Below are 21,214 nucleotides of genomic sequence, written 5' to 3' on the forward strand. Positions count from 1 at the left end.
TCAGTAGTAAAGTTACCACCTTTGATCAAGATGATTGCTGCAGCAACAGATGCAAGAGCAGCGTCAGGAGCTACGGCAGCTCCGATGTTTGCCCAACCAAGGGCGATCATTTGAAGAGATCCACCAAGCATAACACCTGCTTCGAGGTTACCAGTTGCAAGTCCGATAAGGGTACATGCGACGATTGGTTGATGGAATTGGAATTGGTCGAGGATACCTTCAAGACCTGCAAGGAAGGCAACAACTACAACCAAGATAGCAGAAATGATTGAAATATCTGACATGGTTTTATTCCTTTTCTATTTAGTTTTAATAAAGTATTTAATCCTGTTTTCAAAAATGATAGAAACAGATTAACATTATTGAACATTTGCTTTCTTAATCAAGTCAAACAAATCTTTTTTCGTGTCGTTTGGTACTTTACGTACGTCAAATTCAACACCGAGGTCACGCAATTTTTCAAAGGTTGCAACGTCTTCTTTGTCCATAGACAAAACGTTGTTAATCATTGTTTTACCTGTTGAGTGAGCCATAGAACCAACGTTAAGGGTCTTGATTGGCACGCCACCTTCGATAGCACGAAGTGCATCTTGTGGAGTTTCAAACAAGATAAGGGCATGAGTTTCTCCGAAACGTGGGTCTTTTGCAACGTCGATCAATTTCTGGATTGGGACAACGTTGGCTTTTACTCCATTAGGAGCTGCTTGTTTGATCAATTCTTTACGCAACTCGTCGTTTGCAACGTTGTCTGAAGCAACGATGATACGATCTGCTTTTGAATCTGGAGTCCAAGCAGTGGCAACCTGACCGTGAAGGAGACGAGTGTCTAGACGAGCAAGGTTGATTTTCAGTTTACCGTCACCGATAACTGTTCCTTCTGGAATAGCAGCTTGTGAAACTGGAGCAGCTGCAGCAGTTGCAACTTCCTCAACTGGGTTAAGCTCTTCTGGAAGAGCCTTGATGCCATCTTTGGCTTCTTTAATGATATTCGCAGCGACTTTATCCACACCTGCATTCGCGTCCATAAGGCGCTCTGTGTAGGCTTGGATCAACATCGGCAAGTTCAGTCCTGTGATGATGGCAAACTTACGTTCTGGATTTTCTCCCATTACGCGGCTAGCTTGGTTGAATGGAGATCCACTCCAAAGGTCAGCCAATACTAGAACCTCATCTTCTGCGTCAAATGCAGCCACAGCGTTGTTGAATTTAGCGTAAAGGTCATCTGGACCTTCATTTGGCATAAAGGTTACAACTTGAACCTTTTCTTGTTCACCAAAGATCATAGATCCTGACTGATGAATACCCGCAGCAAATTCGCCGTGGCTCGCAATAATGATTCCGATACTCATTATTGTCATTCCTCCTTATAAAATGTTTGACTGTATGTTTAAGAAAACTTTAAGCCTAACTTTAAGTATAAACCGTTTTCATATAAAAATCAACTACTTTTTCTAAAAAGATGTAAAAGTTTTCATAAAATGACTTTTTAAAAATATTAATATATCAATAGTTTTGAGAGGTAAGTGAAAATGGCGATAGAAAATTTAATATAAAAATACAGAAAACGAGGTGCTTTTGTGAAAACAGAATGAAAACAAAAAGGAAAGATTGCGACCATGCAATCTTCCCTTTTATAGGAATAAATTTTGTAAAGCGTGGGCAACTCCATCTTCTTCGTTGGTCAGAGGAAGTTGTTCGTCTGCATATGGAAGAAGAGCAGGATTGGCGTTTTTCATAGCATATCCCTTGCCTGCAAATGCCAACATTTCAGTGTCATTATGCTCATCACCAAAGGCGATTAAGTCTTTTTTATCACGATTCATCACATTGAGCAAGTACTCTAGAGCAAATGCCTTGTTTACACCTTTGGGAGTACACTCGAGGATGTTGAGGGGACCACCCCAGGTATTGATAGCTAGTTGGTGCTGATAAAAACGATTCATTTCATCTGCTAAAGCGTATTTGTCTTCAGCCCTTGTTTGCAAGAGGATGCAGTTGGGATCTTTGGTTACTCGTTCGGGTTTGAATTGATTTTCCGGCCGGAAGTTCTCTACGCCAAATAGTTTAGGATCCGCAATCTCTTCATTCGGAGTCGTGATATAGAACTTTTTTCGATATTCTCCTGCAATAAAGTCAGCCTGGATGTCCTCCGTGCGCTTGACCATGTCTAGGAGGTATTTTTTGTCCAAGGTCAAGCACTTTTCATGCTCCCAAGCCTTTCCTGGTAGATGGGTAAGGGAACCATTAAAGTTAATCATGGGAGTATGCAATTCTAGCTCACGATAGAAGTCTTTTGCCATACGATACGGACGGCCTGTCGTGATGATGACATGGTGTCCTTTTTCTGAAATTTTTTTGATCGTCTCTTTGGTGAAATCGGAGAGCTTGCTTTCATTATTTAGCAGGGTTCCGTCCAAATCGACTGCGATAATTTTTTTAGTCATATAAACCTTCCTAGTCGTTTCCAGATAAGATGTCTACTATTATATCAAAAAGAAGGAAGAAAAGCAGATAAGAACAAAAACTACAGTTGCTTTGATTTATTAAATAAATCAAACAAACATATTGAAAAGGTGAATGATAAATGATATAATACTAATATTGTTCGTAAAAAACAAAAGGAGATTAAAGGTGGACAAACTATTTAAACTAAAAGAGCACGGGACAGATGTCCGTACAGAGGTGCTTGCTGGTTTAACAACATTCTTTGCAATGAGTTATATTCTCTTTGTAAACCCTCAAATGCTTTCCCAAACGGGTATGCCTGTTCAAGGTGTGTTCTTGGCAACGATTATCGGTTCTGTAGTAGGTACTTTGATGATGGCTTTCTATGCTAATTTGCCGTACGCACAAGCACCAGGTATGGGACTAAATGCCTTCTTTACATTTACAGTTGTATTTGGGATGGGCTATACTTGGAAAGAGGCTCTTGGTATGGTCTTCATTTGTGGAATTATTTCACTGATTATTACCTTAACAAATGTTCGTAAAATGATCATCGAATCTATTCCAACAACACTTCGTTCAGCTATTTCGGCTGGTATTGGTGTTTTCCTTGCCTATGTTGGGATTAAGAATGCCGGTCTCTTGAAATTCTCAATCGATCCAGGTACTTATACGGTAGCAGGTGAAGGAGCGGACAAGGCTCAAGCTGCACTTACTGCAAACTCAGCGGCCGTTCCAGGATTGGTAGACTTCAATACTCCAGCAGTATTGGTGGCTCTTGCAGGTCTGGCTATTACCATTTTCTTTGTAGTTAAAGGCATCAAAGGTGGAATTATTCTTTCTATTTTAACAACGACTGTCCTTGCCATTGCCGTTAAAGTTGTGAATTTGTCAGCGATTGACTTTGCTAGCAACAACCTTTCATCAGCGGTTAATGATCTAGGAACTTTGTTTGGTGCTGCTCTGGGTTCAGAAGGTTTAGGATCTTTGATTTCAAACACTTCACGTTTACCAGAAACCTTGATGGCTATTCTTGCCTTCTCACTAACGGATATTTTTGATACAATCGGTACTCTTATCGGTACTGGTGAAAAAGTTGGTATCGTTGCGACAAGTGGGGAAAACCATGAGTCAGTTAAATTGGACAAGGCTCTATACTCTGACTTGGTGGCAACTTCGGTAGGTGCCATTGCAGGTACTTCAAACGTTACGACCTATGTTGAATCTGCGGCTGGTATCGGTGCTGGTGGACGTACTGGTTTGACAGCCCTAGTGGTTGCGATCTGTTTTGCTCTATCTAGCTTCTTTAGCCCACTTCTAGCGATTGTTCCGACAGCTGCAACAGCACCAATTTTGATCATCGTCGGAATCATGATGCTTTCTAACTTGAAAAATATCCCTTGGGATGATATGGCTGAAGCGGTTCCTGCCTTCTTCACATCTATCTTTATGGGATTCAGCTACTCTATCACACAAGGGATTGCTGTTGGTTTCTTGACATATACCTTGACAAAAGTTGTCAAAGGTCAAGCCAAGGATGTGCACGTGATGATTTGGATTTTGGATGCCTTGTTTATCCTTAACTATATCAGTATGGCGCTATAAATGGTATAATAGAAAAAGGGGAGTCTCCCCTTTTTCTTATAAGGAGGTACATCATGAAAGATAAGACGATTTGGCAAGAGGTTTTAAACAGAGGGAAATGGGTGATCATCCTTTTGGTAGCTTTTGTTCTATCTCAATTTCCCATAGGACTTGCTTTGTTTTTAGCAAACAAACAGTTTCCGATTTTACAGTCAGGGCTCTTAGTAGGTGCTCTATCCATAGTCGTTTTGATTGTATTCATTATTGGTGCACGAAAAACACAACTTGCTACTTTTAATCTATCCTTTTTTAAGGCAAAAGACTTGGCTCGCTTGGTACTGAGTTATCTGGTGATTTTTGCGACAAATCTCTTGGGTTCACTACTGCTTCGACTAACAAATGAGGTAACAACCAGTAACCAATCAATACTGAATGGTTTGGTTCAGAATAGTTCCTTGATTTCAACTTTCTTCCTACTAGTCTTGATTGCGCCGATTTGTGAAGAAATTTTGTGTCGTGGGATTATTCCAAAAAAGATCTTCCGCGGAAAAGAAAAACTAGGTTTTATTGTTGGTGCAATCGTCTTTGCCTTGCTTCATATGCCAACCAATCTACCTTCTGTGATTATTTATGGAGGAATGTCAACGGTTTTGACTTGGACAGCCTATAAGACTGAGCGTTTGGAGATGTCCATTTTGCTTCATATGATTCTCAATGGTATTGCATTTTGTTTGTTGGCCTTATTGGTATTGATTAGTAGAAATCTAGGTCTATCATTCTAAACCATTAGCCGCTTGGAAAAGATGAATACTAGCGTATCCATCTTTTTCTTTTTATGGTAAAATAGAGAAATAATGTGGTGAAAAACCTTGAGGAGTGACCTTATGTTCAGTAAAGCTAGTCAGGCAAAAACAGCTATTTGTGGAATTATCAATGTAACACCAGATTCCTTTTCGGATGGTGGTCAGTTTTTTGCTGTTGACCAGGCGCTTCAGCAAGCCCGTAAATTGATAGCTGAAGGAGCTAGCATGCTTGATATCGGTGGAGAATCGACTCGGCCGGGCAGTAGCTATGTTGAGATAGAAGAGGAAATCCAGCGTGTTGTTCCAGTGATTAAAGCTATCTGTGAGGAAAGTGATGTTCTCATTTCCATCGATACTTGGAAAAGTCAGGTGGCAGAGGCTGCTTTGGCTGCTGGTGCCAATCTGGTAAATGACATTACGGGTCTCATGGGAGATGAGAAAATGGCGGATGTGGTTGCTAAGGCTGGTGCGAAAGTAGTCATCATGTTTAATCCAGTCATGGCTCGACCTCAGCACCCTAGTTCGCTCATATTTCCTCATTTTGGTTTTGGGCAAGCTTTTACAGAGGAAGAGTTAGCTGACTTTGAAAAAATGCCAATCGAAGACTTGATGGAGGCTTTCTTTGAACGAGCACTAGCGAGAGCCAATCAAGCTGGGATAGCAAGAGAAAACATTTTGCTGGATCCGGGAATTGGTTTTGGTCTCACCAAGAAGGAAAATCTACTTCTTCTACGGGACCTTGATAAATTGCATCAGCAGGGCTATCCAATCTTTCTTGGTGTTTCGCGCAAGCGGTTTGTTATCAATATCCTTGAGGAGAATGGCTTTGAAGTCAATCCTGAGACGGAAGTCGGTTTCCGAAATCGGGACACCGCTTCGGCTCATGTAACCAGTATCGCTGCGAGACAGGGTGTGGAAGTGGTGCGCGTGCACGATGTTGCCAGTCACAGGATGGCAGTTGAAATTGCGTCAGCCATTCGTTTGGCAGATGATGCAGAAAATCTAGATTTAAAACAATATAAGTAAGATGAACGAAATTGAAAACAATCAGTGGATTGCCCACTACCGGACGGACCAACCACATTTTGGTTTGGAGCGAATGGTAGAACTCCTAGCTTTACGTGGCAATCCCCATCTCAAACTCAAGGTTATCCATATCGGCGGAACAAATGGTAAAGGTTCGACCATTGCTTTTTTGAAAGAGATGCTGGAAAAGCTAGGCCTGAGAGTAGGGGTGTTCAGCTCGCCCTATCTCATTCATTATACAGATCAGATTAGCATCAATGGGGAATCTATCCCCGAGGCTAGGCTAGAAGCCCTCATGGCAGACTATCAGTCGTTGCTTGAGGGAGAATCGGCTGACAATTTGCAGGGAACAACCGAGTTTGAGATTATCACAGCTCTAGCTTATGATTACTTTGCCTTAGAGCAAGTAGATGTGGCTATCATGGAAGTCGGCATGGGTGGTCTTTTGGATAGTACTAATGTTTGTCAGCCAATTTTGACAGGGATTACGACCATTGGTTTGGACCATGTAGCCCTACTTGGTGACACCTTGGAAGCCATAGCAGAACAGAAGGCTGGAATCATTAAGCAAGGTGTTCCTTTAGTGACAGGTCGTATAGCTCCAGAAGTCTTGGCCGTTATCGACCGCATTGCGGAAGGGAAACATGCACCGAGACTTGCCTATGGGACAGATTATCAGGTTTGTTATCAAGAAAGTGTAGTGACAGGTGAGGTCTTTGACTATACAAGTGCTGTCAGACAAGGTCGCTTCCAGACAGGCCTGCTTGGTTTACACCAGATAGAGAATGCGGGGATGGCCATAGCTTTACTTGATACTTTTTGTCAAGAAGATGGGCGGGAGTTGGCAAGTAATGACTTAATTGCTCAAGCTTTGAAAGAGACCAGATGGGCAGGGCGTTTGGAGGTCATGTCTAGCGACCCATTGTTGCTTTTGGATGGGGCCCACAATCCTCATGCTATCAAGGCTTTATTAGCAAACTTGCAAGAACGCTTTGCGGATTATCATAAGGAAATCCTCTTTACGTGTATTAAAACCAAGGCTTTGGAGGATATGCTGGATTTGCTAGAAACGGTGCCAGGTAGTCAATTGACTTTAACCCATTTTGACGATAGTCGGGCGACGGATGAAAGCGTGCTGAAAGAGACAGCCAAGTCTAGAAATCTCAATTACCAAAGTTGGCAGGATTTTCTAGAGCAGAAATTGACAGATAAAAATGAAGAGAAACAAACAGTTAGGATTATCACAGGTTCCTTGTATTTCTTGAGCCAAGTGAGAGCCTATCTGATGGAGAGGAAGAACGAGAATGGATACACAAAAGATTGAAACGGCTGTAAAAATGATTATCGAGGCTGTTGGTGAGGACGCTAACCGCGAGGGCTTGCAGGAAACACCTGCTCGTGTAGCCCGTATGTACCAAGAGATTTTTTCAGGTCTTGGCCAAACTGCTGAGGAACACTTGTCAAAATCCTTTGAGATTATTGATGATAATATGGTGGTAGAAAAGGATATCTTTTTCCACACTATGTGTGAGCACCACTTTCTGCCTTTTTATGGGAGAGCGCACATTGCCTACATTCCAGATGGTCGTGTGGCAGGCCTGTCTAAGCTAGCCCGTACGGTTGAAGTTTATTCGAAAAAACCACAAATTCAAGAGCGGTTAAATATCGAAGTGGCCGATGCCTTGATGGACTATCTGGGGGCTAAGGGAGCCTTTGTTGTCATTGAGGCGGAACATATGTGTATGAGTATGCGTGGTGTTAGAAAGCCAGGCACGGCAACCTTGACGACAGTAGCTCGTGGTCTATTTGAAACAGATAAAGACCTCCGAGACCAGGCTTATCGTTTAATGGGACTATAAAAGAATCCGCTTTAAGCGGATTTTTCTAGAAAGGACTAGTTATGGATCAACTGCAGATTAAAGATTTGGAAATTTTTGCCTATCATGGTCTTTTCCCTAGTGAGAAGGAATTGGGGCAGAAGTTTGTTATTTCCGCAAGCTTATCTTATGATATGACCAAGGCGGCGACAGACTTGGATTTGACAGCTTCTGTCCATTACGGAGAATTGTGTCAGCAGTGGACGACCTGGTTTCAGGAAAGTGCTGAGGACTTGATTGAGACGGTAGCCTACAAACTCGTTGAACGTACCTTTGAGAGCTATCCTCTTGTCCAAGAGATTGAGTTGGAACTAAAAAAACCGTGGGCGCCAGTGCATTTACCGTTAGATACCTGCTCGGTGACCATTCACCGTCGTAAGCAGCGGGCCTTTATCGCTCTAGGAAGTAATATGGGAGACAAGAAAGCGAACTTGGAACAAGCTATTGATAAACTGCGGACTCGAGGTATCCATATTCTCAAAGAGTCCAGTGTCTTGGCGACGGAGCCTTGGGGTGGTGTGGAACAAGATAGCTTTGCCAATCAGGTGATTGAAGTAGAAACCTGGCTTCCAGCATCAGTCTTATTAGAGACCTTGTTAGCAATTGAGTCCGAGATGGGACGGGTTCGAGAGGTGCATTGGGGACCGCGTTTGATTGATTTGGACCTGCTTTTTGTGGAGGATCAGGTCATTTATACAGACGACCTCATCTTGCCTCATCCTTATATAGCAGAGCGCCTCTTTGTCCTTGAACCGTTAGCGGAAATAGCTCCCCATTTTATCCATCCAATCTTAAAACAACCAATTCGATACTTGGTTGACCAGTTGGAGCAAGGAAATGTCTAAGCTTTCCGAGACCTATAGCAAGTGGAAGAGTATCGGGGAGGGACTACTTGCTATTGTTTTAGGGCTTCTCTTGATTCGTTTTGGACAAGTTATTCCGCGAATGGGGTACCAGTTGCTGATGGGCTATTTTTCCTTGTCAGCAGTTTGGCACTTGTTGACTCGCTGGTTTCAGGATAAAAAACGTCGGGAAAATATCTTTGTAACCTTGGGCAAGCTGGTGGTTGCGGCTCTTGTATTTGACTCTATCATCTTGCAAGACCTCGCCCTCTATCTCCTGGTTTTTATCATTGCGAGCTATCAGCTGTTTACGGGCATCATTAGCCTTGTGACTTGGTCTCTCTATCAAAAAAATGCCATTCATCCTCGGCTCCATCATCTCTTCGATGCTGTATGGATGATAGGATTCGGTCTTTATAGCATCTCTCCTTTTCACGATGCAGCGAATTTTGAATTGCTCTTGCTTGGGTTTTACTTGCTCATGCTAGGAGCCAGTAGCCTCCGGGACGGTTTCTTTTTTGAAAGGATAGAAAACAATCCCAAGCTAAAACGACGAATGCGAATGACTTTGCCGATCTTTGTGACGGCTTTGATCCCTATCAGCACCTTGCGCAAATTGAATGAGTGGCTGTCAAATCATGAAAGTCAAGAAGGGGAAGTTCATTCAGAAAGAAAAAACGATCAGGTAGTTGATCTAGAAATTTTTATTCATACCTCAGAAACATCCTTCTTCCTCGCTATGGGACATGTGGATATTTGTTATCAAGGGAAGGTTATTTCCTATGGTTCGTATGATCCCCACTCGGAGCGTTTGTTCGGCATGGTTGGAGATGGTGTTTTGTTTAAGGCCAATCGGGAAAAATACATCGAGCTCTGTAAGAGGGAAAGTCAGAAGACCTTGTTTGCTTATGGTCTGAGTTTGACGGACCAACAGAAAGCAGCCATCCAAGCTCGTCTAGAGGAGATAGAAGACCTGTTAATTCCTTGGGAACCAAGTTCACAGTTGATGAAAAGAAGAGAGGGCGAGGTAAAGCATACCTACTCCTACCAACTGAAACAAGAAGCAGATGCGACCCTCTATAAATTCAGTTCATCCGAGTTTAAGACCTACTTTGTTCTCAGTACCAATTGTGTTTTGCTGGCAGACTCTATCGTGGGAAAAGCTGGGACTGATATATTGAGTCCCCAAGGTTTCATTGTGCCAGGGACTTATCAGGATTACCTTGACTTAGAGTATACAAAACCAAATGGTCTAGTTGTCAGTCGCTCTATTTATTAGAAAAAGAAAACTCTAGTTCCTCAGCAGTTTGTGCCAAGAAGCTAGAGTTTTTAAAATAGGTCATTTTCTTCTGGAAGGAGGATGGTTTCTCTGCCGTCCAAGTCTAAAATAAGGACCCTAGGAGGGTAAAGCGGATCGAAAGGATGATTGAAATCAAAATCGATGCTAGTCGGAAGGTGCTGGCTAGAAAAATGGAAGGTGATGGTCCCCTTATTGTTGAGCAGTTGAAACTCAAGCTCTTCTTCTAATTCAAAGACATTTTTTAGGAAATGATCGATAATATACCATAAAGAGTCAATGACATCGTCAGGTAGGCTGGTCACGACACCAAAACTAGCGGAACGTCTCTGTGTATTTGTAAAAGCCATGTTTTCATCCCCCTTTTATTTTCCTTATCATACAGCAAAATGTCTTAAAAATCAAGAAATCGTAATTGCTTTTTCAAAATGGGAATAAACTGTGAAATTTTTTCAAAGTTTCTCTAAAAAATACTTGAAAGTGTTTACAATAAGTGATAAAATGGAGTAAGTAGATGCGTGAAAGCGAAATTTTCATTATAGAAAGGAAACGGAATGAACACAGATGATACAGTAACGATTTATGACGTCGCCCGTGAAGCAGGAGTTTCAATGGCAACAGTTAGCCGTGTCGTTAATGGCAACAAGAATGTTAAAGAGAACACTCGAAAAAAAGTCCTAGAAGTGATTGATCGCTTGGACTATCGTCCAAATGCGGTAGCACGTGGTTTGGCTAGCAAGAAAACAACGACAGTCGGAGTTGTGATTCCTAACATTACCAATGGTTATTTCTCAACACTTGCTAAGGGGATTGACGACATTGCTGAAATGTACAAGTATAACATTGTCCTAGCAAATAGTGATGAGGATGATGAAAAGGAAGTTTCAGTGGTTAACACTCTCTTTTCAAAACAAGTCGATGGGATTATCTTTATGGGCTATCACTTGACTGAAAAGATTCGTTCAGAATTCTCTCGTTCACGGACACCGGTTGTTCTTGCCGGTACTGTGGATGTAGAACACCAACTTCCAAGTGTGAATATTGACTACAAACAAGCAACGATTGATGCCGTGAGCTACCTTCTCAAAGAAAACGAGAAAATTGCTTTTGTGAGTGGACCACTCGTCGATGATATCAATGGCAAGGTTCGTTTGATTGGTTACAAGGAAGCCTTGAAAAAAGCTGGACATTCTTATAGCGAGGGATTGGTCTTTGAATCAAAATACAGCTATGATGATGGTTATGCCTTGGCAGAACGCTTGATTTCATCACAAGCTACAGCCGCAGTTGTAACAGGCGATGAATTGGCAGCAGGTGTCCTAAATGGTTTGGCTGACCACGGTGTGTCTGTACCAGAAGAGTTTGAAATCATTACGACAGATGACTCTCAGATTGCACGATTCACTCGTCCAAACTTGACTACTATTGCCCAACCTCTTTATGACTTAGGTGCTATCAGCATGCGTATGTTGACTAAGATTATGCATAAGGAAGAATTGGAAGAACGTGAAGTTCTCTTACCTCATGGTTTGACAGAACGCCGCTCTACACGAAAACGTAAATAGAAAAAATCAGGAAATCGTGAGATTTCCTGATTTGCTTTCTAGAGAAGAGGATTAGCCTTCCATATAGTCTTTTAAGGCTTGTCCTTTTAATCCAGCATTAAGGGCAATTAATAATTTGAGGCGAGCTTTTTGAGCGTTGAGTTCTTTGACAAAGAGAACGCCAGACTCTTGCAATTGAACCCCCCCACCTTGGTAGGCATAAACAGGTTCAGCAATGCCATTAAAACAACGTGAGACCAAGGCGACTGGGATTCCTTTTTGGAGGAGATTTTCCAACTTTTGAGCTGTTTCTTTGGGAACATTGCCTGCTCCAAAAGCCTGAATGACTAAGCCATCCAGCTGTTCCAAGTCTAACATATCGATCAGCTCGTCTGTCATACCGGCATAGGCTGAGATGATGGGAACTAGACCTTGAATATGCTCAAGATCAAAGCGGACACGAGGTTCAGCCGTTTTAAAGTAGAGGATTTCTTGCTTCATGATGAGGCCAAGTGGTCCATGTGTTGGGGTTTGAAAGGTGCTGACGTTGGTCGTATGAGTTTTGGTAACATACTTTGCTGCATGAATCTCGTCGTTCATGACGACCAGCACACCCTTGTCGGCTGCTTTATCATCGCTGGCAACTCGTAAAGCGCTCAGATAGTTATAAACACCGTCGCTACCAAGTTCGTTTGAACTACGCATGGCCCCGGTTAGAACGATGGGGATGGGCGGGATTTTCATGGTATCAAGGAAGTAGGCTGTTTCTTCTAAGGTATCTGTACCATGTGTGATGACAACTCCATCGTAGTTATCAGCTTCCTCTTTAATCTTATGATAGAGTGCAAGCATATGCTTGGGTTTGATATGAGGGCTTGGCAGATTAAAAAAGTCTAGGGCATGAACCTCAATCCCTTCAAGCGGATTGGAAACATGGTTCATGGGATTGTCCTGGCTAGTTACAACGGCACCAGTGGCATCTGCTTGCATGGAAATAGTCCCACCTGTATGTAAAACAAGGATTTTCTTAGGCATGATTTAGTCACTCTTTCTGAAATGTGGTATAATCATTGTAACACAAAAGGGGAGAATGGGACAGGATGGAAGTCAAGGCTGTTTTTTTTGATATCGATGGAACGCTAGTCAACGATCGCAAGAGTGTTTTGAAATCCACTAAGGACGCGATTAAGATTGTCAAAGAGCAAGGAGTGCTTGTTGGAGTAGCGACAGGACGAGGGCCGTTTTTTGTCAAGGAATTGATGGAAGACTTGGACCTAGACTTTGCGGTGACCTACAATGGCCAATACATTTTTAATAAAGAAAAGGTGCTCTTTGCGAGTCCGATTGCTAAGTCAAGCCTGCGTCAACTGATTGCTTACGCTAAAAAGGAGCGTAAAGAAATCGCTCTTGGAACCGAGCACGCCGTTGTTGGTTCGAAAATTATGTCATTTGGTCTCGGCTCCTTTTCCCAACTGGTTAGTCGTTTTATTCCGACTGTTCTGACAAGAACCGTTAGCCGTTCCTTTAATCGAATGGTTAGCAAGGCAGTTCCTCAAAAGGAAGACGACCTGCTTAACTTGATTAATCAACCCATTTATCAAGTTTTGATGCTGATGACGCCAGAAGAATCTGAGAAGGCAGCAAGTGATTTTGACGACTTGAAATTAACTCGAAGCAATCCTTTTGCAGCAGATATCATCAACCAAGGAAATTCCAAATTAGAAGGCATTCGCCGAGTCGGGAAAGAATATGGCTTTGATCTCAACCAAGTCATGGCCTTTGGTGATTCAGACAACGATCTGGAAATGTTGGCGGGTGTTGGTATGTCGGTTGCTATGGGGAATGGCAGTAGCAGTGTTAAAGAAGTTGCTAAGCATATTACGGCAAGTAATCAACAAGATGGTATCCACAAGGCGCTCGAGCACTTTGGTGTTTTGGCTTCAGAAAAAGTGTTTGTCAGTCGAGACTACCACTTTAATAAGGTCAAGACCTTCCACCACATGATGGATGAACGAACTCAAGAAGAGCCACAGGCATGGGATGCTGAAGGTGCAACCCACCGCGCAGATTTTAAAATTGAAGAATTAGTAGAGTTTGTTCGCGCAGCAAGTTCTTCGGAGGAAGAATTCCAAGACTCCCTTGCAAGCATGCGTGAGGCACTTGATAAGGCGGCAGAGAAAGTGGCGAAAAAGACACCTGCTAAGCAAAATTTGGTCGGTCAAGTGGATGCTTTGATTGACACACTGTATTTTACATACGGTAGTTTTGTTTTGATGGGAGTAGACCCAGAACGCATTTTTGATATTGTCCATGAAGCAAATATGGGGAAGGTTTTCCCTGATGGGAAAGCTCATTTTGATCCAGTTACACACAAGATTTTAAAACCAGAAGACTGGGAAGAAAAATATGCTCCAGAACCTGCCATTCGACAGGAACTACAACGTCAGTTTAAAGCTTATGAGCGACATAAAGAAAGAAAAAATAAAAAATAAGAGAAAATTCTTTTCCCTGGATGAAAAATTCGGGGATTTTTTGAGCTGAAAAACCGAACAATTTTATATATATCACTAATTATTATTAGCATATTTATACTAGAAAAAGAAAAGAAAAAAATGAAAAGATAGTGAAAATAAAGCAACAGGAAATTATATTTCTTACAAAGAATAGTTAAAAAGCTAGATATATTACTGATATATCTAGCTTTTCTTTTAAAAAACATCAAAAAAAGACAAGTCAAATTATTTGATATTTGAAAGTTTATGTGTTAGAATAAATTCAGAAAGCGAATAAATATAAAATCCTCATGCTACTACAATATGCTCTTTTTTAAGGCAGAAAGTCAACTTGTTTATTTCAGGCCTGTTAACAAGTTGATGTGAGGAGTTCACTCTAGCTTTGAGGTTTAGTTATAAAATTGTGCACAATTGCTTTCCAAATTTTTATTATTTTAATTTTCAAGTTTAAAAATTAAAGAATTAAGAGGTTGAAATGAAGAAAAAATATACCTATTTGACAGCTTCTGTTTTAACAGCTGTAACAATGCTTCCAACTTTTGCACCAAGTGAAGCTCACGCTGCTTACAATTGGAATGGAAATAATAGCTACTATACAAGAACTAGCCGTCGTTCAAGCAATCGTACTTCTAACCGTACTACTGCAAATCGTAGCCGTACATCAAACTATACTGTAAGAAGTTACAGCTACAATAGTTATTACCCAAGCTATAACTATGGCTACAATAGCTACTACCCAAGCTATAACTATGGATATGGTAGCTATTACCCAAGTTACAACTACGGTTACAATAATTGGAATAACTACTATGGCTATGGCAACAGTAGCAACTACTATGGTTATAACTATTGGAATAATTACAACAACCTTGCTAGCGATGAAAACTATATTTACTGGAATGGCAATCACTACTACCGTATGAACGATGGTAGCTTCCGTATTTATCGTAACGGTCAGTGGAAACCTTTGACAAACAATAGTAATAACAACTCATCTACTAACAACTTGGAAAACGATCCTCACTATCGTTACGAAAATGGGTACCATTACTATGTATTGGACAATGGTGATTATTACTACTACCAAAATGGTAAGTGGGTATTGGTGAAAGATTCTGCTGATACAACACTAGCACAACCGGCAACACCTGCTGAACCAAAACCAGAACAACCAACAACTCCGGTTGAGCCAGCACAACCAAGTCAACCTGAAGTTCCTGCTCCAACACCAGCAGAACCAGAGACTCCAACACCAGCACCTAGTGATAAACCTGAAGAGCCGACAACACCAACTGAGCCACAACCAGCACAACCAGCACAACCAGCAACTCCAAGTGTTGACCTACCAGAAAATCCACCAATTAATGGTGCTGATAGTGAATTTGATCCATTCAAGCCATCAACAGAAACGCCAGTAGAACCAAAACCAGCAACACCAGCAACTCCAGCTATCCCAACAACGCCAGGTTTAGTAACGACTGATGAACCAAGTGAAAACCAAATCCCTGATTATGTTGAAAAACCAGCTGAAGGATTGGAACACTTGGCTTGGGCACCAAATGGACAAACTCCAAAATTGGTTTACCCACCAGGTAAACCAGGTGATGCAGTCCTCAAGAATGATAAAAACTACTACTTCGACGGTAGTGTACATTACTACTATGTACCATCTAACTCAGAGCGTACAGGTTACTCAGCATACTGGAAGTGGCTTGGAGGAAAATGGAAACTTCAAGGGATGACTGATCCAAACGATCCAGCTCGTGATCCAAAACTTCACGAAAACACTGCTGATGACGAGTACATGTACAGTGACAAGAACTCAAGTGTGAAACTTTACTCAACTAACTTGGTAACGACTGCTAAAGCAGGTCAAGCATTGCCATTCAAGAATGTTGAAGAGTTCAAAAACTATGTCATCGAAAAAATGAATCCTAAGTTCCTTGATAACTCTGGTTGGGATGCTAAAGTTGAGTGGGAAATCGAAGATCCAGAAATCTTTGAGAAGACGAAAGAAAACCCATACGCTAAGGACTATGTCTTGATTGCAAATCTCAAGAGTGGTGTCGAAGACAAGAAATACAGTGATGTAGAATTTGGTTATGTGAAGTTTGTTTACCGTGTTGAAGCAACAAACGATACAAATTATGACTATGTTTCAAAAGCGAAAGAAGCTTTCGCTAAAATCAATGAAGAGCGTAAAGCTCAAGGATTGAAAGAATTGACTTGGTCTGAAGACATTTATCAAAATCAAGCACTTCCAAAAGTAAATGAAATTTCACGTCAATACGATAGCACAGGCTTTGTAGGACGTCGTGATGAAGATGCTGCTGTTGTCGTTAAGAAATGGGCAAACAGTGGTTTGAGAGACTTGCTTCTCGATCCGAATGTCACTGAAGGAGCTGTAGCAGCAGTAGTTGATGGAAACGGTGTATACTACTGGGCATACAGTTACAAATAATTCAATCTTTTGAGATTGACTACTTTCTAAATAAGATAGAGGCTTTAAACAATTGATTAAAGCCTTTTTGTGACCCAATCAGGACAAACAAAAAGGAGCTCAAGGCTCCCTTTTTTAATGATTACAATGTTTTTTCACTTTCTCTCACGACCAGCAAATCGACTTTTGCATGGCGGAGAATGTACTCAGATGAAGAGCCAACCAAGAGGCGTTCAAAGGCATTGAGCCCTGTTGCACCAACGAGAATCAGATCAACATTTTCTGCGTCTGGAATAGTACGGGCAAGGAGGGTTTTTGGATTTCCCATTTCGATGACGATGTGAATATCGGTCACACCAGCATCTCTTGCGCGCTTTTCGTACTCCTTCATCAGACTTTCAGCATCGACTTGGAGTTCTTCGTAAACTTCAGCATCAAAGGTAGATACGCTTTGAAGAGCGCGTGTGTCAATAACATGGGCAATGGTGAGCTTGGATTCGTTGCGTAGAGCAGTGTAAACACCTTTGACGAAAGCCAAGTCCGCTTCTTTAGAACCATCAATTGCGACCATAACATTTTGGTAACGTTGTGCCATAATGAAACCTCCTGAAATTTTCTTACTGTTATTGTAACCCTTTTCACTAAAGAAGTAAAGTAAAAATCATATTTAAATAAATATTATTGGAGATTCAATTTGGTGGAGATATGTTAAAATAAAAGAAAACGAGCTAGTAGGAAAGACAGCGAGGGGATGAGAAAGTATGAAAGATTTTGTTCAAGCTTCTAAAAAAATAAGTTTTTTTTATCATGGAATTATCCTTGCGTCACTTGTAGGTGAAGTAGTGATGCTTTGGCAGCTGGAAAGAGTCGTGCCCGTTCTCTATCCAGGATTTGTTGGTTTTCTTCTCGTTCACTTAGTCTACCACATCATTTTATTTGTGATTGCAAAGAGAAGTGGTCGCTTGGACTATCTGGTCACGTGGGGGCTCTTTCTCATGTTTAATCTTTTGTATGATTCCTTTTTAGCGCTGATCTTTCTAGGTATGTCTTTTGGTATGTGAGAAAATACTTCTGTATTCTAGTTGTTTAGATGGTGAGAACTTAGTCGTTGTGAGTTTTTTTCTTTGCTTGCTCATTTCAGGAAACTTGTCGCAATCCCTTTCTAGTGGTATAATGTTACTATCTCGATGAATTGAGGAAACAAGATGAAAGAATATAACAAGTCTAGTAAGTTAGAGCATGTTGCTTATGATATCCGTGGCCCTGTTTTGGAAGAAGCTATGCGGATGCGAGCAAACGGAGAAAAGATTTTACGTCTGAATACAGGGAATCCAGCAGAATTTGGCTTTACAGCGCCAGATGAGGTCATTCATGACTTGATTATGAATGCGCGTGATAGTGAAGGATATTCTGACTCCAAAGGGATTTTCTCAGCCCGCAAGGCCATCATGCAGTATTGCCAACTGAAGAAATTCCCTAATGTAGACATTGATGATATCTACCTTGGAAATGGTGTCAGTGAGCTGATTGTTATGTCCATGCAAGGACTTTTGGATAATGGCGATGAGGTCTTGGTGCCTATGCCAGACTATCCTCTCTGGACAGCCGCTGTCAGCCTAGCTGGGGGAAATGCTGTTCACTATATCTGTGATGAAGCTGCAGAGTGGTACCCTGATATTGACGATATTAAGTCAAAAATTACTTCCAATACCAAGGCAATCGTCCTTATCAATCCGAACAACCCAACTGGAGCCCTTTATCCTAAGGAACTCTTGTTGGAGATTATTGAGATTGCCCGTCAAAACGATTTGATCATTTTTGCGGATGAAATTTATGATCGCATGGTGATGGATGGGCATGTGCATACGCCTGTGGCAAGCTTGGCACCAGATGTTTTCTGTGTCAGCATGAATGGTTTGTCAAAATCTCACCGTATCGCTGGTTTCCGTGTAGGATGGATGGTCTTGTCTGGTCCTAAGCACCATGTCAAGGGCTATATCGAAGGTCTCAATATGCTGTCCAATATGCGTCTTTGCTCTAACGTTTTGGCCCAGCAAGTCGTACAAACTTCACTAGGTGGGCACCAGTCAGTGGATGAATTGCTCCTTCCTGGTGGACGGATCTATGAGCAAAGAAACTTCATTTACAATGCTATTCAAGATATCCCAGGTTTGTCTGCGGTCAAGCCGAAGGCAGGTCTTTATATCTTCCCTAAAATTGACCGCAATATGTACCGCATCGATGATGATGAACAGTTCGTTCTTGATTTCTTGAAGCAGGAAAAGGTTCTCTTGGTTCATGGTCGTGGTTTTAACTGGAAGGAACCAGACCATTTCCGTATCGTTTACCTTCCTCGTGTGGACGAATTGGCGCAAATCCAAGAAAAGATGACACGTTTCTTGAGTCAGTATCGTAGATAAGGCTTTCATAGGGAAAAGCAGGAAACATTTACTTAGAGCTATTGACAAATAGGTAAGAATCAGATAGAATAGTAAAGTATGTTTAGTAACTGATCACTTTATAGCCGGCTAAACGAATACAAAATCTATGAGGAGGTATTCATCGTGAAACGTACTTATCAACCAAGTAAACTTCGTCGTGCGCGCAAACACGGATTCCGTAACCGTATGTCAACTAAAAACGGTCGTCGCGTATTGGCAGCTCGTCGTCGTAAAGGACGCAAAGTTTTGGCTGCTTAATCCAAACGAATTCAACAAAGAAGTCAGTAGGAACTCGAGTCTACTGGCTTTTCTTTTGATTTCAAAGAGTGCATTGTCCACGAAATCGGTCATTTCAGATGAAACTCATGGAGGGCTCATTTAAAGGTCACATACAAAAAAACTCAAAACCAGAAATAAGTTACTGATTTTGAGTTTTTGTTTATTCTTTTAAGTGATAAGAGTAGCTAGCGACAACGACGTCTTCGTGCCATCTGAGAGCGTATTTTAGTTTGAGGCTCATTTGATTGTGCAGGATATTTTGCCAAGGCTTGTTAGGGATAAACTGTGGGACAAGGACTGTAACAGTGTAGTTTTTTTGCTTAGCTTCTTGGGCGATTCGTTTGACATACTTAACGCTAGGGGTGATGATGTCGCGGTAGCTAGTATTGATATTCTTCAGAGTGATATTTGGGAAGTAATCGGCAAATTCCTGAAGAATTTCTTGGTCTTTTTCTGCCGTTTCTTTAGTAGAAATGTGCATGGCTAACACTTCGTCACCGATACTTTGAGCGTAGTTAATGGCTCCGACACTTACTCGAGTAACATTTCCTACTAGGACAAGAACCAGATTGCCATCGTAGGTACGTTTTTCAATTCCTTCGTAGAGTCGTAGCTGTTTTGCCACTTTTTGGTAATGGCTGTGAATGGACAAAAAGAGGAAAGTTAAAACTAGGATAATTGGAAAGAAAGGCCAGATATCACCCAGTCTGAAGAGGAGTAAAATGAGGACAATAGCATAACAAATGATGGCCCCAAGGATATTAGCAAAGGCAGGTTTTAAGAAGTTTGCTCCTTTTTCCTTTTTCCAATGACGAATCATCCCAGTCTGAGAAAGGGCAAAGGGAACGAAGACCCCGATAGTATAAAGAGGAATCAAGCGTTCAGTATTCCCATTAAAAATGAGAAGAAGGATCATAGCTCCAAAGGCCAGAGTTAAGATACCGTTGGAGTAGCCAAGGCGATCCCCTTTTTCCATAAAGAGATGGGGCATGTACTTGTTTTTAGCCATATTGTATGCCAGCATAGGGAAGGCTGAAAAGCCAGTATTTGCAGCTACAGCTAGAATTAAGGCTGTCGAGAACTGGAAGAGATAGTAGCTAGCATGACCAAAGAATGAATCACCAAGAATGCCCTTGGCCATTTGCGAGAGGATGGTTTCTCCATTTTGAGGAGTGATGCCCATCCAGTAGTTTAGGAAGGTAATGCCTGCAAAAAGGAATCCTAAAATGAGGGACATGATGGTCAAGGTCTGAGCAGCATTCTTTTCTTTCGGAGTTTTGAAAAATGGTACCGCATTTGAAATAGCCTCAACCCCTGTCAGAGAGGCAGAGCCACTGGTAAAGGCTCTTAATAGGAGAACGATGGAAAGGCTCGGAACGGTTTGCCCAATGGTTGAAGTCGCCTGATAGTTTAGGGAACCTGTAAATAGTTGAAAGAACCCATAAAGCAAGAGAAAGACGGTACTGAAGATAAAGAGGTAGACGGGAATCATCAGAGAGCTGGCAGATTCTTTCAATCCTCTTAAATTCAAGAGCATGAGCAGGCAGACTAGGAAAATAGAGATATGAAGATTATAGGGATGGAGGGCAGGGATGGCTGCTGTAATAGCATCAGCTCCAGACGCAACGGATACGGCTACTGTCAGCATATAGTCAACAAGGAGACTGCCTCCTGCAATCAAGCCCAGTTCAGGGGAAAGATTTTCCCGAGTGACCATATAAGCTCCTCCACCTTGAGGATAGGCATGAATGATCTGACGATAAGAAATGGTCAAACTAGCGAGCAGTAAGAGGACAAAAATACCAATAGGGAGGCTCCACCAAATAGCGAGAGGAGACAGACTGACTAATACGAGAATGACTTGTTCGGGCCCATAGGCAATAGAAGACAGGGCATCACTGGATAACATTGCAAGTGCCTGCATTTTTCCCAACAATCCCCCTTCGCCGTCTGTGAGAGACTTGAGTGGTCGACCGATAAAGGTATATTTTAATTTTCTAAACATTTTCTTTTCCTTTGCTGAAAATTTCAATAAGTGTTATTATACTGCTTTGAAAAAGAGCAGTCAAGGGAGAATGATTGGTATTAGAATATTTTTACAAGCCGAGGGATGCTATTTTTGG

At 41.7% G+C, this 21,214-nt stretch carries 20 protein-coding genes; 13 read left to right on the forward strand and 7 right to left on the reverse strand.

The window, feature by feature from the left end:
* The 3 genes from GMD6S_RS01835 to GMD6S_RS01845 all read right to left on the reverse strand — a co-directional run.
* Positions 1-284: PTS sugar transporter subunit IIC (locus GMD6S_RS01835; protein ID WP_001280316.1), on the reverse strand; the 284-nt coding region annotated here is incomplete at its 3' end.
* A gap of 75 nt (positions 285-359) precedes the next feature.
* Positions 360-1,349, reverse strand: coding sequence for a PTS sugar transporter subunit IIB (locus tag GMD6S_RS01840; protein WP_000021984.1), 990 nt, complete (start codon positions 1,347-1,349; stop codon positions 360-362).
* Between the two features lie 282 nt (positions 1,350-1,631).
* Positions 1,632-2,444 (reverse strand): Cof-type HAD-IIB family hydrolase, encoded by an 813-nt coding sequence (locus tag GMD6S_RS01845; RefSeq protein WP_000162335.1) that lies wholly within the window; start codon positions 2,442-2,444, stop codon positions 1,632-1,634.
* Positions 2,445-2,631: 187 nt separating this feature from the next.
* Between GMD6S_RS01845 and GMD6S_RS01850 the strand changes: the two genes are divergently transcribed.
* The 7 genes from GMD6S_RS01850 to GMD6S_RS01880 all read left to right on the forward strand — a co-directional run bounded on the left by GMD6S_RS01850 (position 2,632) and on the right by GMD6S_RS01880 (position 9,856).
* Positions 2,632-4,050, forward strand: a complete 1,419-nt coding sequence (locus GMD6S_RS01850) for an NCS2 family permease (RefSeq protein WP_000359248.1) — start codon at positions 2,632-2,634, stop codon at positions 4,048-4,050.
* Positions 4,051-4,103: 53 nt separating this feature from the next.
* Positions 4,104-4,811, forward strand: coding sequence for a CPBP family intramembrane glutamic endopeptidase (locus tag GMD6S_RS01855; protein WP_000653641.1), 708 nt, complete (start codon positions 4,104-4,106; stop codon positions 4,809-4,811).
* Between the two features lie 102 nt (positions 4,812-4,913).
* Positions 4,914-5,858, forward strand: coding sequence for a dihydropteroate synthase (folP, locus tag GMD6S_RS01860; protein WP_000491578.1), 945 nt, complete (start codon positions 4,914-4,916; stop codon positions 5,856-5,858).
* 1 nt (position 5,859) lies between these two features.
* The gene (locus GMD6S_RS01865; RefSeq protein ID WP_001002329.1) at positions 5,860-7,182 is read left to right on the forward strand and encodes a bifunctional folylpolyglutamate synthase/dihydrofolate synthase; all 1,323 of its coding nucleotides are present in this window, start codon (positions 5,860-5,862) and stop codon (positions 7,180-7,182) included.
* Complete coding sequence (folE, locus tag GMD6S_RS01870; protein ID WP_000380931.1) at positions 7,163-7,717, forward strand: GTP cyclohydrolase I FolE; 555 nt, start codon at positions 7,163-7,165, stop codon at positions 7,715-7,717. The genes GMD6S_RS01865 and folE overlap by 20 nt, the downstream gene beginning before the upstream one ends.
* Before the next feature lie 41 nt (positions 7,718-7,758).
* Positions 7,759-8,580 (forward strand): 2-amino-4-hydroxy-6-hydroxymethyldihydropteridine diphosphokinase, encoded by an 822-nt coding sequence (folK, locus tag GMD6S_RS01875; RefSeq protein ID WP_000372498.1) that lies wholly within the window; start codon positions 7,759-7,761, stop codon positions 8,578-8,580.
* Complete coding sequence (locus GMD6S_RS01880; RefSeq protein ID WP_000040986.1) at positions 8,573-9,856, forward strand: hypothetical protein; 1,284 nt, start codon at positions 8,573-8,575, stop codon at positions 9,854-9,856. Before folK ends, GMD6S_RS01880 begins: the two co-directional genes overlap by 8 nt.
* A 50-nt stretch (positions 9,857-9,906) precedes the next feature.
* Here the strand turns inward: GMD6S_RS01880 and GMD6S_RS01885 are convergent, their stop codons facing one another.
* Positions 9,907-10,224 carry a DUF960 domain-containing protein gene (locus GMD6S_RS01885; RefSeq protein WP_000886044.1) on the reverse strand — a complete coding sequence of 106 codons (318 nt, stop codon included), beginning with the start codon at positions 10,222-10,224 and terminating at the stop codon, positions 9,907-9,909.
* 204 nt (positions 10,225-10,428) lie between these two features.
* Between GMD6S_RS01885 and ccpA the strand changes: the two genes are divergently transcribed.
* Complete coding sequence (ccpA, locus tag GMD6S_RS01890) at positions 10,429-11,439, forward strand: catabolite control protein A (protein ID WP_001090635.1); 1,011 nt, start codon at positions 10,429-10,431, stop codon at positions 11,437-11,439.
* Positions 11,440-11,490: 51 nt separating this feature from the next.
* Here the strand turns inward: ccpA and GMD6S_RS01895 are convergent, their stop codons facing one another.
* On the reverse strand, positions 11,491-12,453 hold the full coding sequence (locus tag GMD6S_RS01895; protein ID WP_001124799.1) for an asparaginase: 963 nt from the start codon (positions 12,451-12,453) through the stop codon (positions 11,491-11,493).
* Positions 12,454-12,518: 65 nt separating this feature from the next.
* Between GMD6S_RS01895 and GMD6S_RS01900 the strand changes: the two genes are divergently transcribed.
* Positions 12,519-13,910 carry a Cof-type HAD-IIB family hydrolase gene (locus tag GMD6S_RS01900; RefSeq protein WP_000453118.1) on the forward strand — a complete coding sequence of 464 codons (1,392 nt, stop codon included), beginning with the start codon at positions 12,519-12,521 and terminating at the stop codon, positions 13,908-13,910.
* 496 nt (positions 13,911-14,406) lie between these two features.
* Positions 14,407-16,392 carry a CAP domain-containing protein gene (locus GMD6S_RS01905; RefSeq protein ID WP_000731516.1) on the forward strand — a complete coding sequence of 662 codons (1,986 nt, stop codon included), beginning with the start codon at positions 14,407-14,409 and terminating at the stop codon, positions 16,390-16,392.
* A gap of 121 nt (positions 16,393-16,513) precedes the next feature.
* Here GMD6S_RS01905 and GMD6S_RS01910 read toward each other — a convergent pair whose 3' ends face one another.
* Positions 16,514-16,966 (reverse strand): universal stress protein, encoded by a 453-nt coding sequence (locus GMD6S_RS01910; RefSeq protein WP_000079162.1) that lies wholly within the window; start codon positions 16,964-16,966, stop codon positions 16,514-16,516.
* Between the two features lie 166 nt (positions 16,967-17,132).
* On the opposite strand from GMD6S_RS01910, the gene GMD6S_RS01915 reads away from it, so the two are divergent.
* The 3 genes from GMD6S_RS01915 (at position 17,133) to rpmH (ending at position 19,070) form a co-directional block, all read left to right on the forward strand.
* Positions 17,133-17,432 (forward strand): hypothetical protein, encoded by a 300-nt coding sequence (locus GMD6S_RS01915; RefSeq protein WP_000651408.1) that lies wholly within the window; start codon positions 17,133-17,135, stop codon positions 17,430-17,432.
* Positions 17,433-17,576: 144 nt separating this feature from the next.
* Positions 17,577-18,791 (forward strand): pyridoxal phosphate-dependent aminotransferase, encoded by a 1,215-nt coding sequence (locus GMD6S_RS01920; RefSeq protein ID WP_000666454.1) that lies wholly within the window; start codon positions 17,577-17,579, stop codon positions 18,789-18,791.
* 144 nt (positions 18,792-18,935) lie between these two features.
* The gene (gene rpmH, locus GMD6S_RS01925; RefSeq protein ID WP_000831905.1) at positions 18,936-19,070 is read left to right on the forward strand and encodes a 50S ribosomal protein L34; all 135 of its coding nucleotides are present in this window, start codon (positions 18,936-18,938) and stop codon (positions 19,068-19,070) included.
* Between the two features lie 181 nt (positions 19,071-19,251).
* On the opposite strand, the gene GMD6S_RS01930 is transcribed toward rpmH, so the two are convergent.
* Positions 19,252-21,096, reverse strand: a complete 1,845-nt coding sequence (locus tag GMD6S_RS01930; RefSeq protein WP_000488831.1) for an APC family permease — start codon at positions 21,094-21,096, stop codon at positions 19,252-19,254.
* Positions 21,097-21,214: the final 118 nt, after the last annotated feature.

Source organism: Streptococcus sp. GMD6S (genome assembly GCF_000297015.1).

What these genes read in the sequence shown, in the direction of transcription:
- GMD6S_RS01840 (WP_000021984.1), bottom strand. Translation starts at nt 1,349, where the DNA reads ATGAGTATCGGAATCATTATTGCGAGCCACGGCGAATTTGCTGCGGGT.
- GMD6S_RS01845 (WP_000162335.1), bottom strand. Translation starts at nt 2,444, where the DNA reads ATGACTAAAAAAATTATCGCAGTCGATTTGGACGGAACCCTGCTAAAT.
- GMD6S_RS01855 (WP_000653641.1), top strand. Translation starts at nt 4,104, where the DNA reads ATGAAAGATAAGACGATTTGGCAAGAGGTTTTAAACAGAGGGAAATGG.
- folP (WP_000491578.1), top strand. Translation starts at nt 4,914, where the DNA reads ATGTTCAGTAAAGCTAGTCAGGCAAAAACAGCTATTTGTGGAATTATC.
- GMD6S_RS01865 (WP_001002329.1), top strand. Translation starts at nt 5,860, where the DNA reads ATGAACGAAATTGAAAACAATCAGTGGATTGCCCACTACCGGACGGAC.
- folE (WP_000380931.1), top strand. Translation starts at nt 7,163, where the DNA reads ATGGATACACAAAAGATTGAAACGGCTGTAAAAATGATTATCGAGGCT.
- folK (WP_000372498.1), top strand. Translation starts at nt 7,759, where the DNA reads ATGGATCAACTGCAGATTAAAGATTTGGAAATTTTTGCCTATCATGGT.
- GMD6S_RS01880 (WP_000040986.1), top strand. Translation starts at nt 8,573, where the DNA reads ATGTCTAAGCTTTCCGAGACCTATAGCAAGTGGAAGAGTATCGGGGAG.
- GMD6S_RS01885 (WP_000886044.1), bottom strand. Translation starts at nt 10,224, where the DNA reads ATGGCTTTTACAAATACACAGAGACGTTCCGCTAGTTTTGGTGTCGTG.
- ccpA (WP_001090635.1), top strand. Translation starts at nt 10,429, where the DNA reads ATGAACACAGATGATACAGTAACGATTTATGACGTCGCCCGTGAAGCA.
- GMD6S_RS01895 (WP_001124799.1), bottom strand. Translation starts at nt 12,453, where the DNA reads ATGCCTAAGAAAATCCTTGTTTTACATACAGGTGGGACTATTTCCATG.
- GMD6S_RS01900 (WP_000453118.1), top strand. Translation starts at nt 12,519, where the DNA reads ATGGAAGTCAAGGCTGTTTTTTTTGATATCGATGGAACGCTAGTCAAC.
- GMD6S_RS01905 (WP_000731516.1), top strand. Translation starts at nt 14,407, where the DNA reads ATGAAGAAAAAATATACCTATTTGACAGCTTCTGTTTTAACAGCTGTA.
- GMD6S_RS01910 (WP_000079162.1), bottom strand. Translation starts at nt 16,966, where the DNA reads ATGGCACAACGTTACCAAAATGTTATGGTCGCAATTGATGGTTCTAAA.
- GMD6S_RS01915 (WP_000651408.1), top strand. Translation starts at nt 17,133, where the DNA reads ATGAAAGATTTTGTTCAAGCTTCTAAAAAAATAAGTTTTTTTTATCAT.
- GMD6S_RS01920 (WP_000666454.1), top strand. Translation starts at nt 17,577, where the DNA reads ATGAAAGAATATAACAAGTCTAGTAAGTTAGAGCATGTTGCTTATGAT.
- GMD6S_RS01930 (WP_000488831.1), bottom strand. Translation starts at nt 21,096, where the DNA reads ATGTTTAGAAAATTAAAATATACCTTTATCGGTCGACCACTCAAGTCT.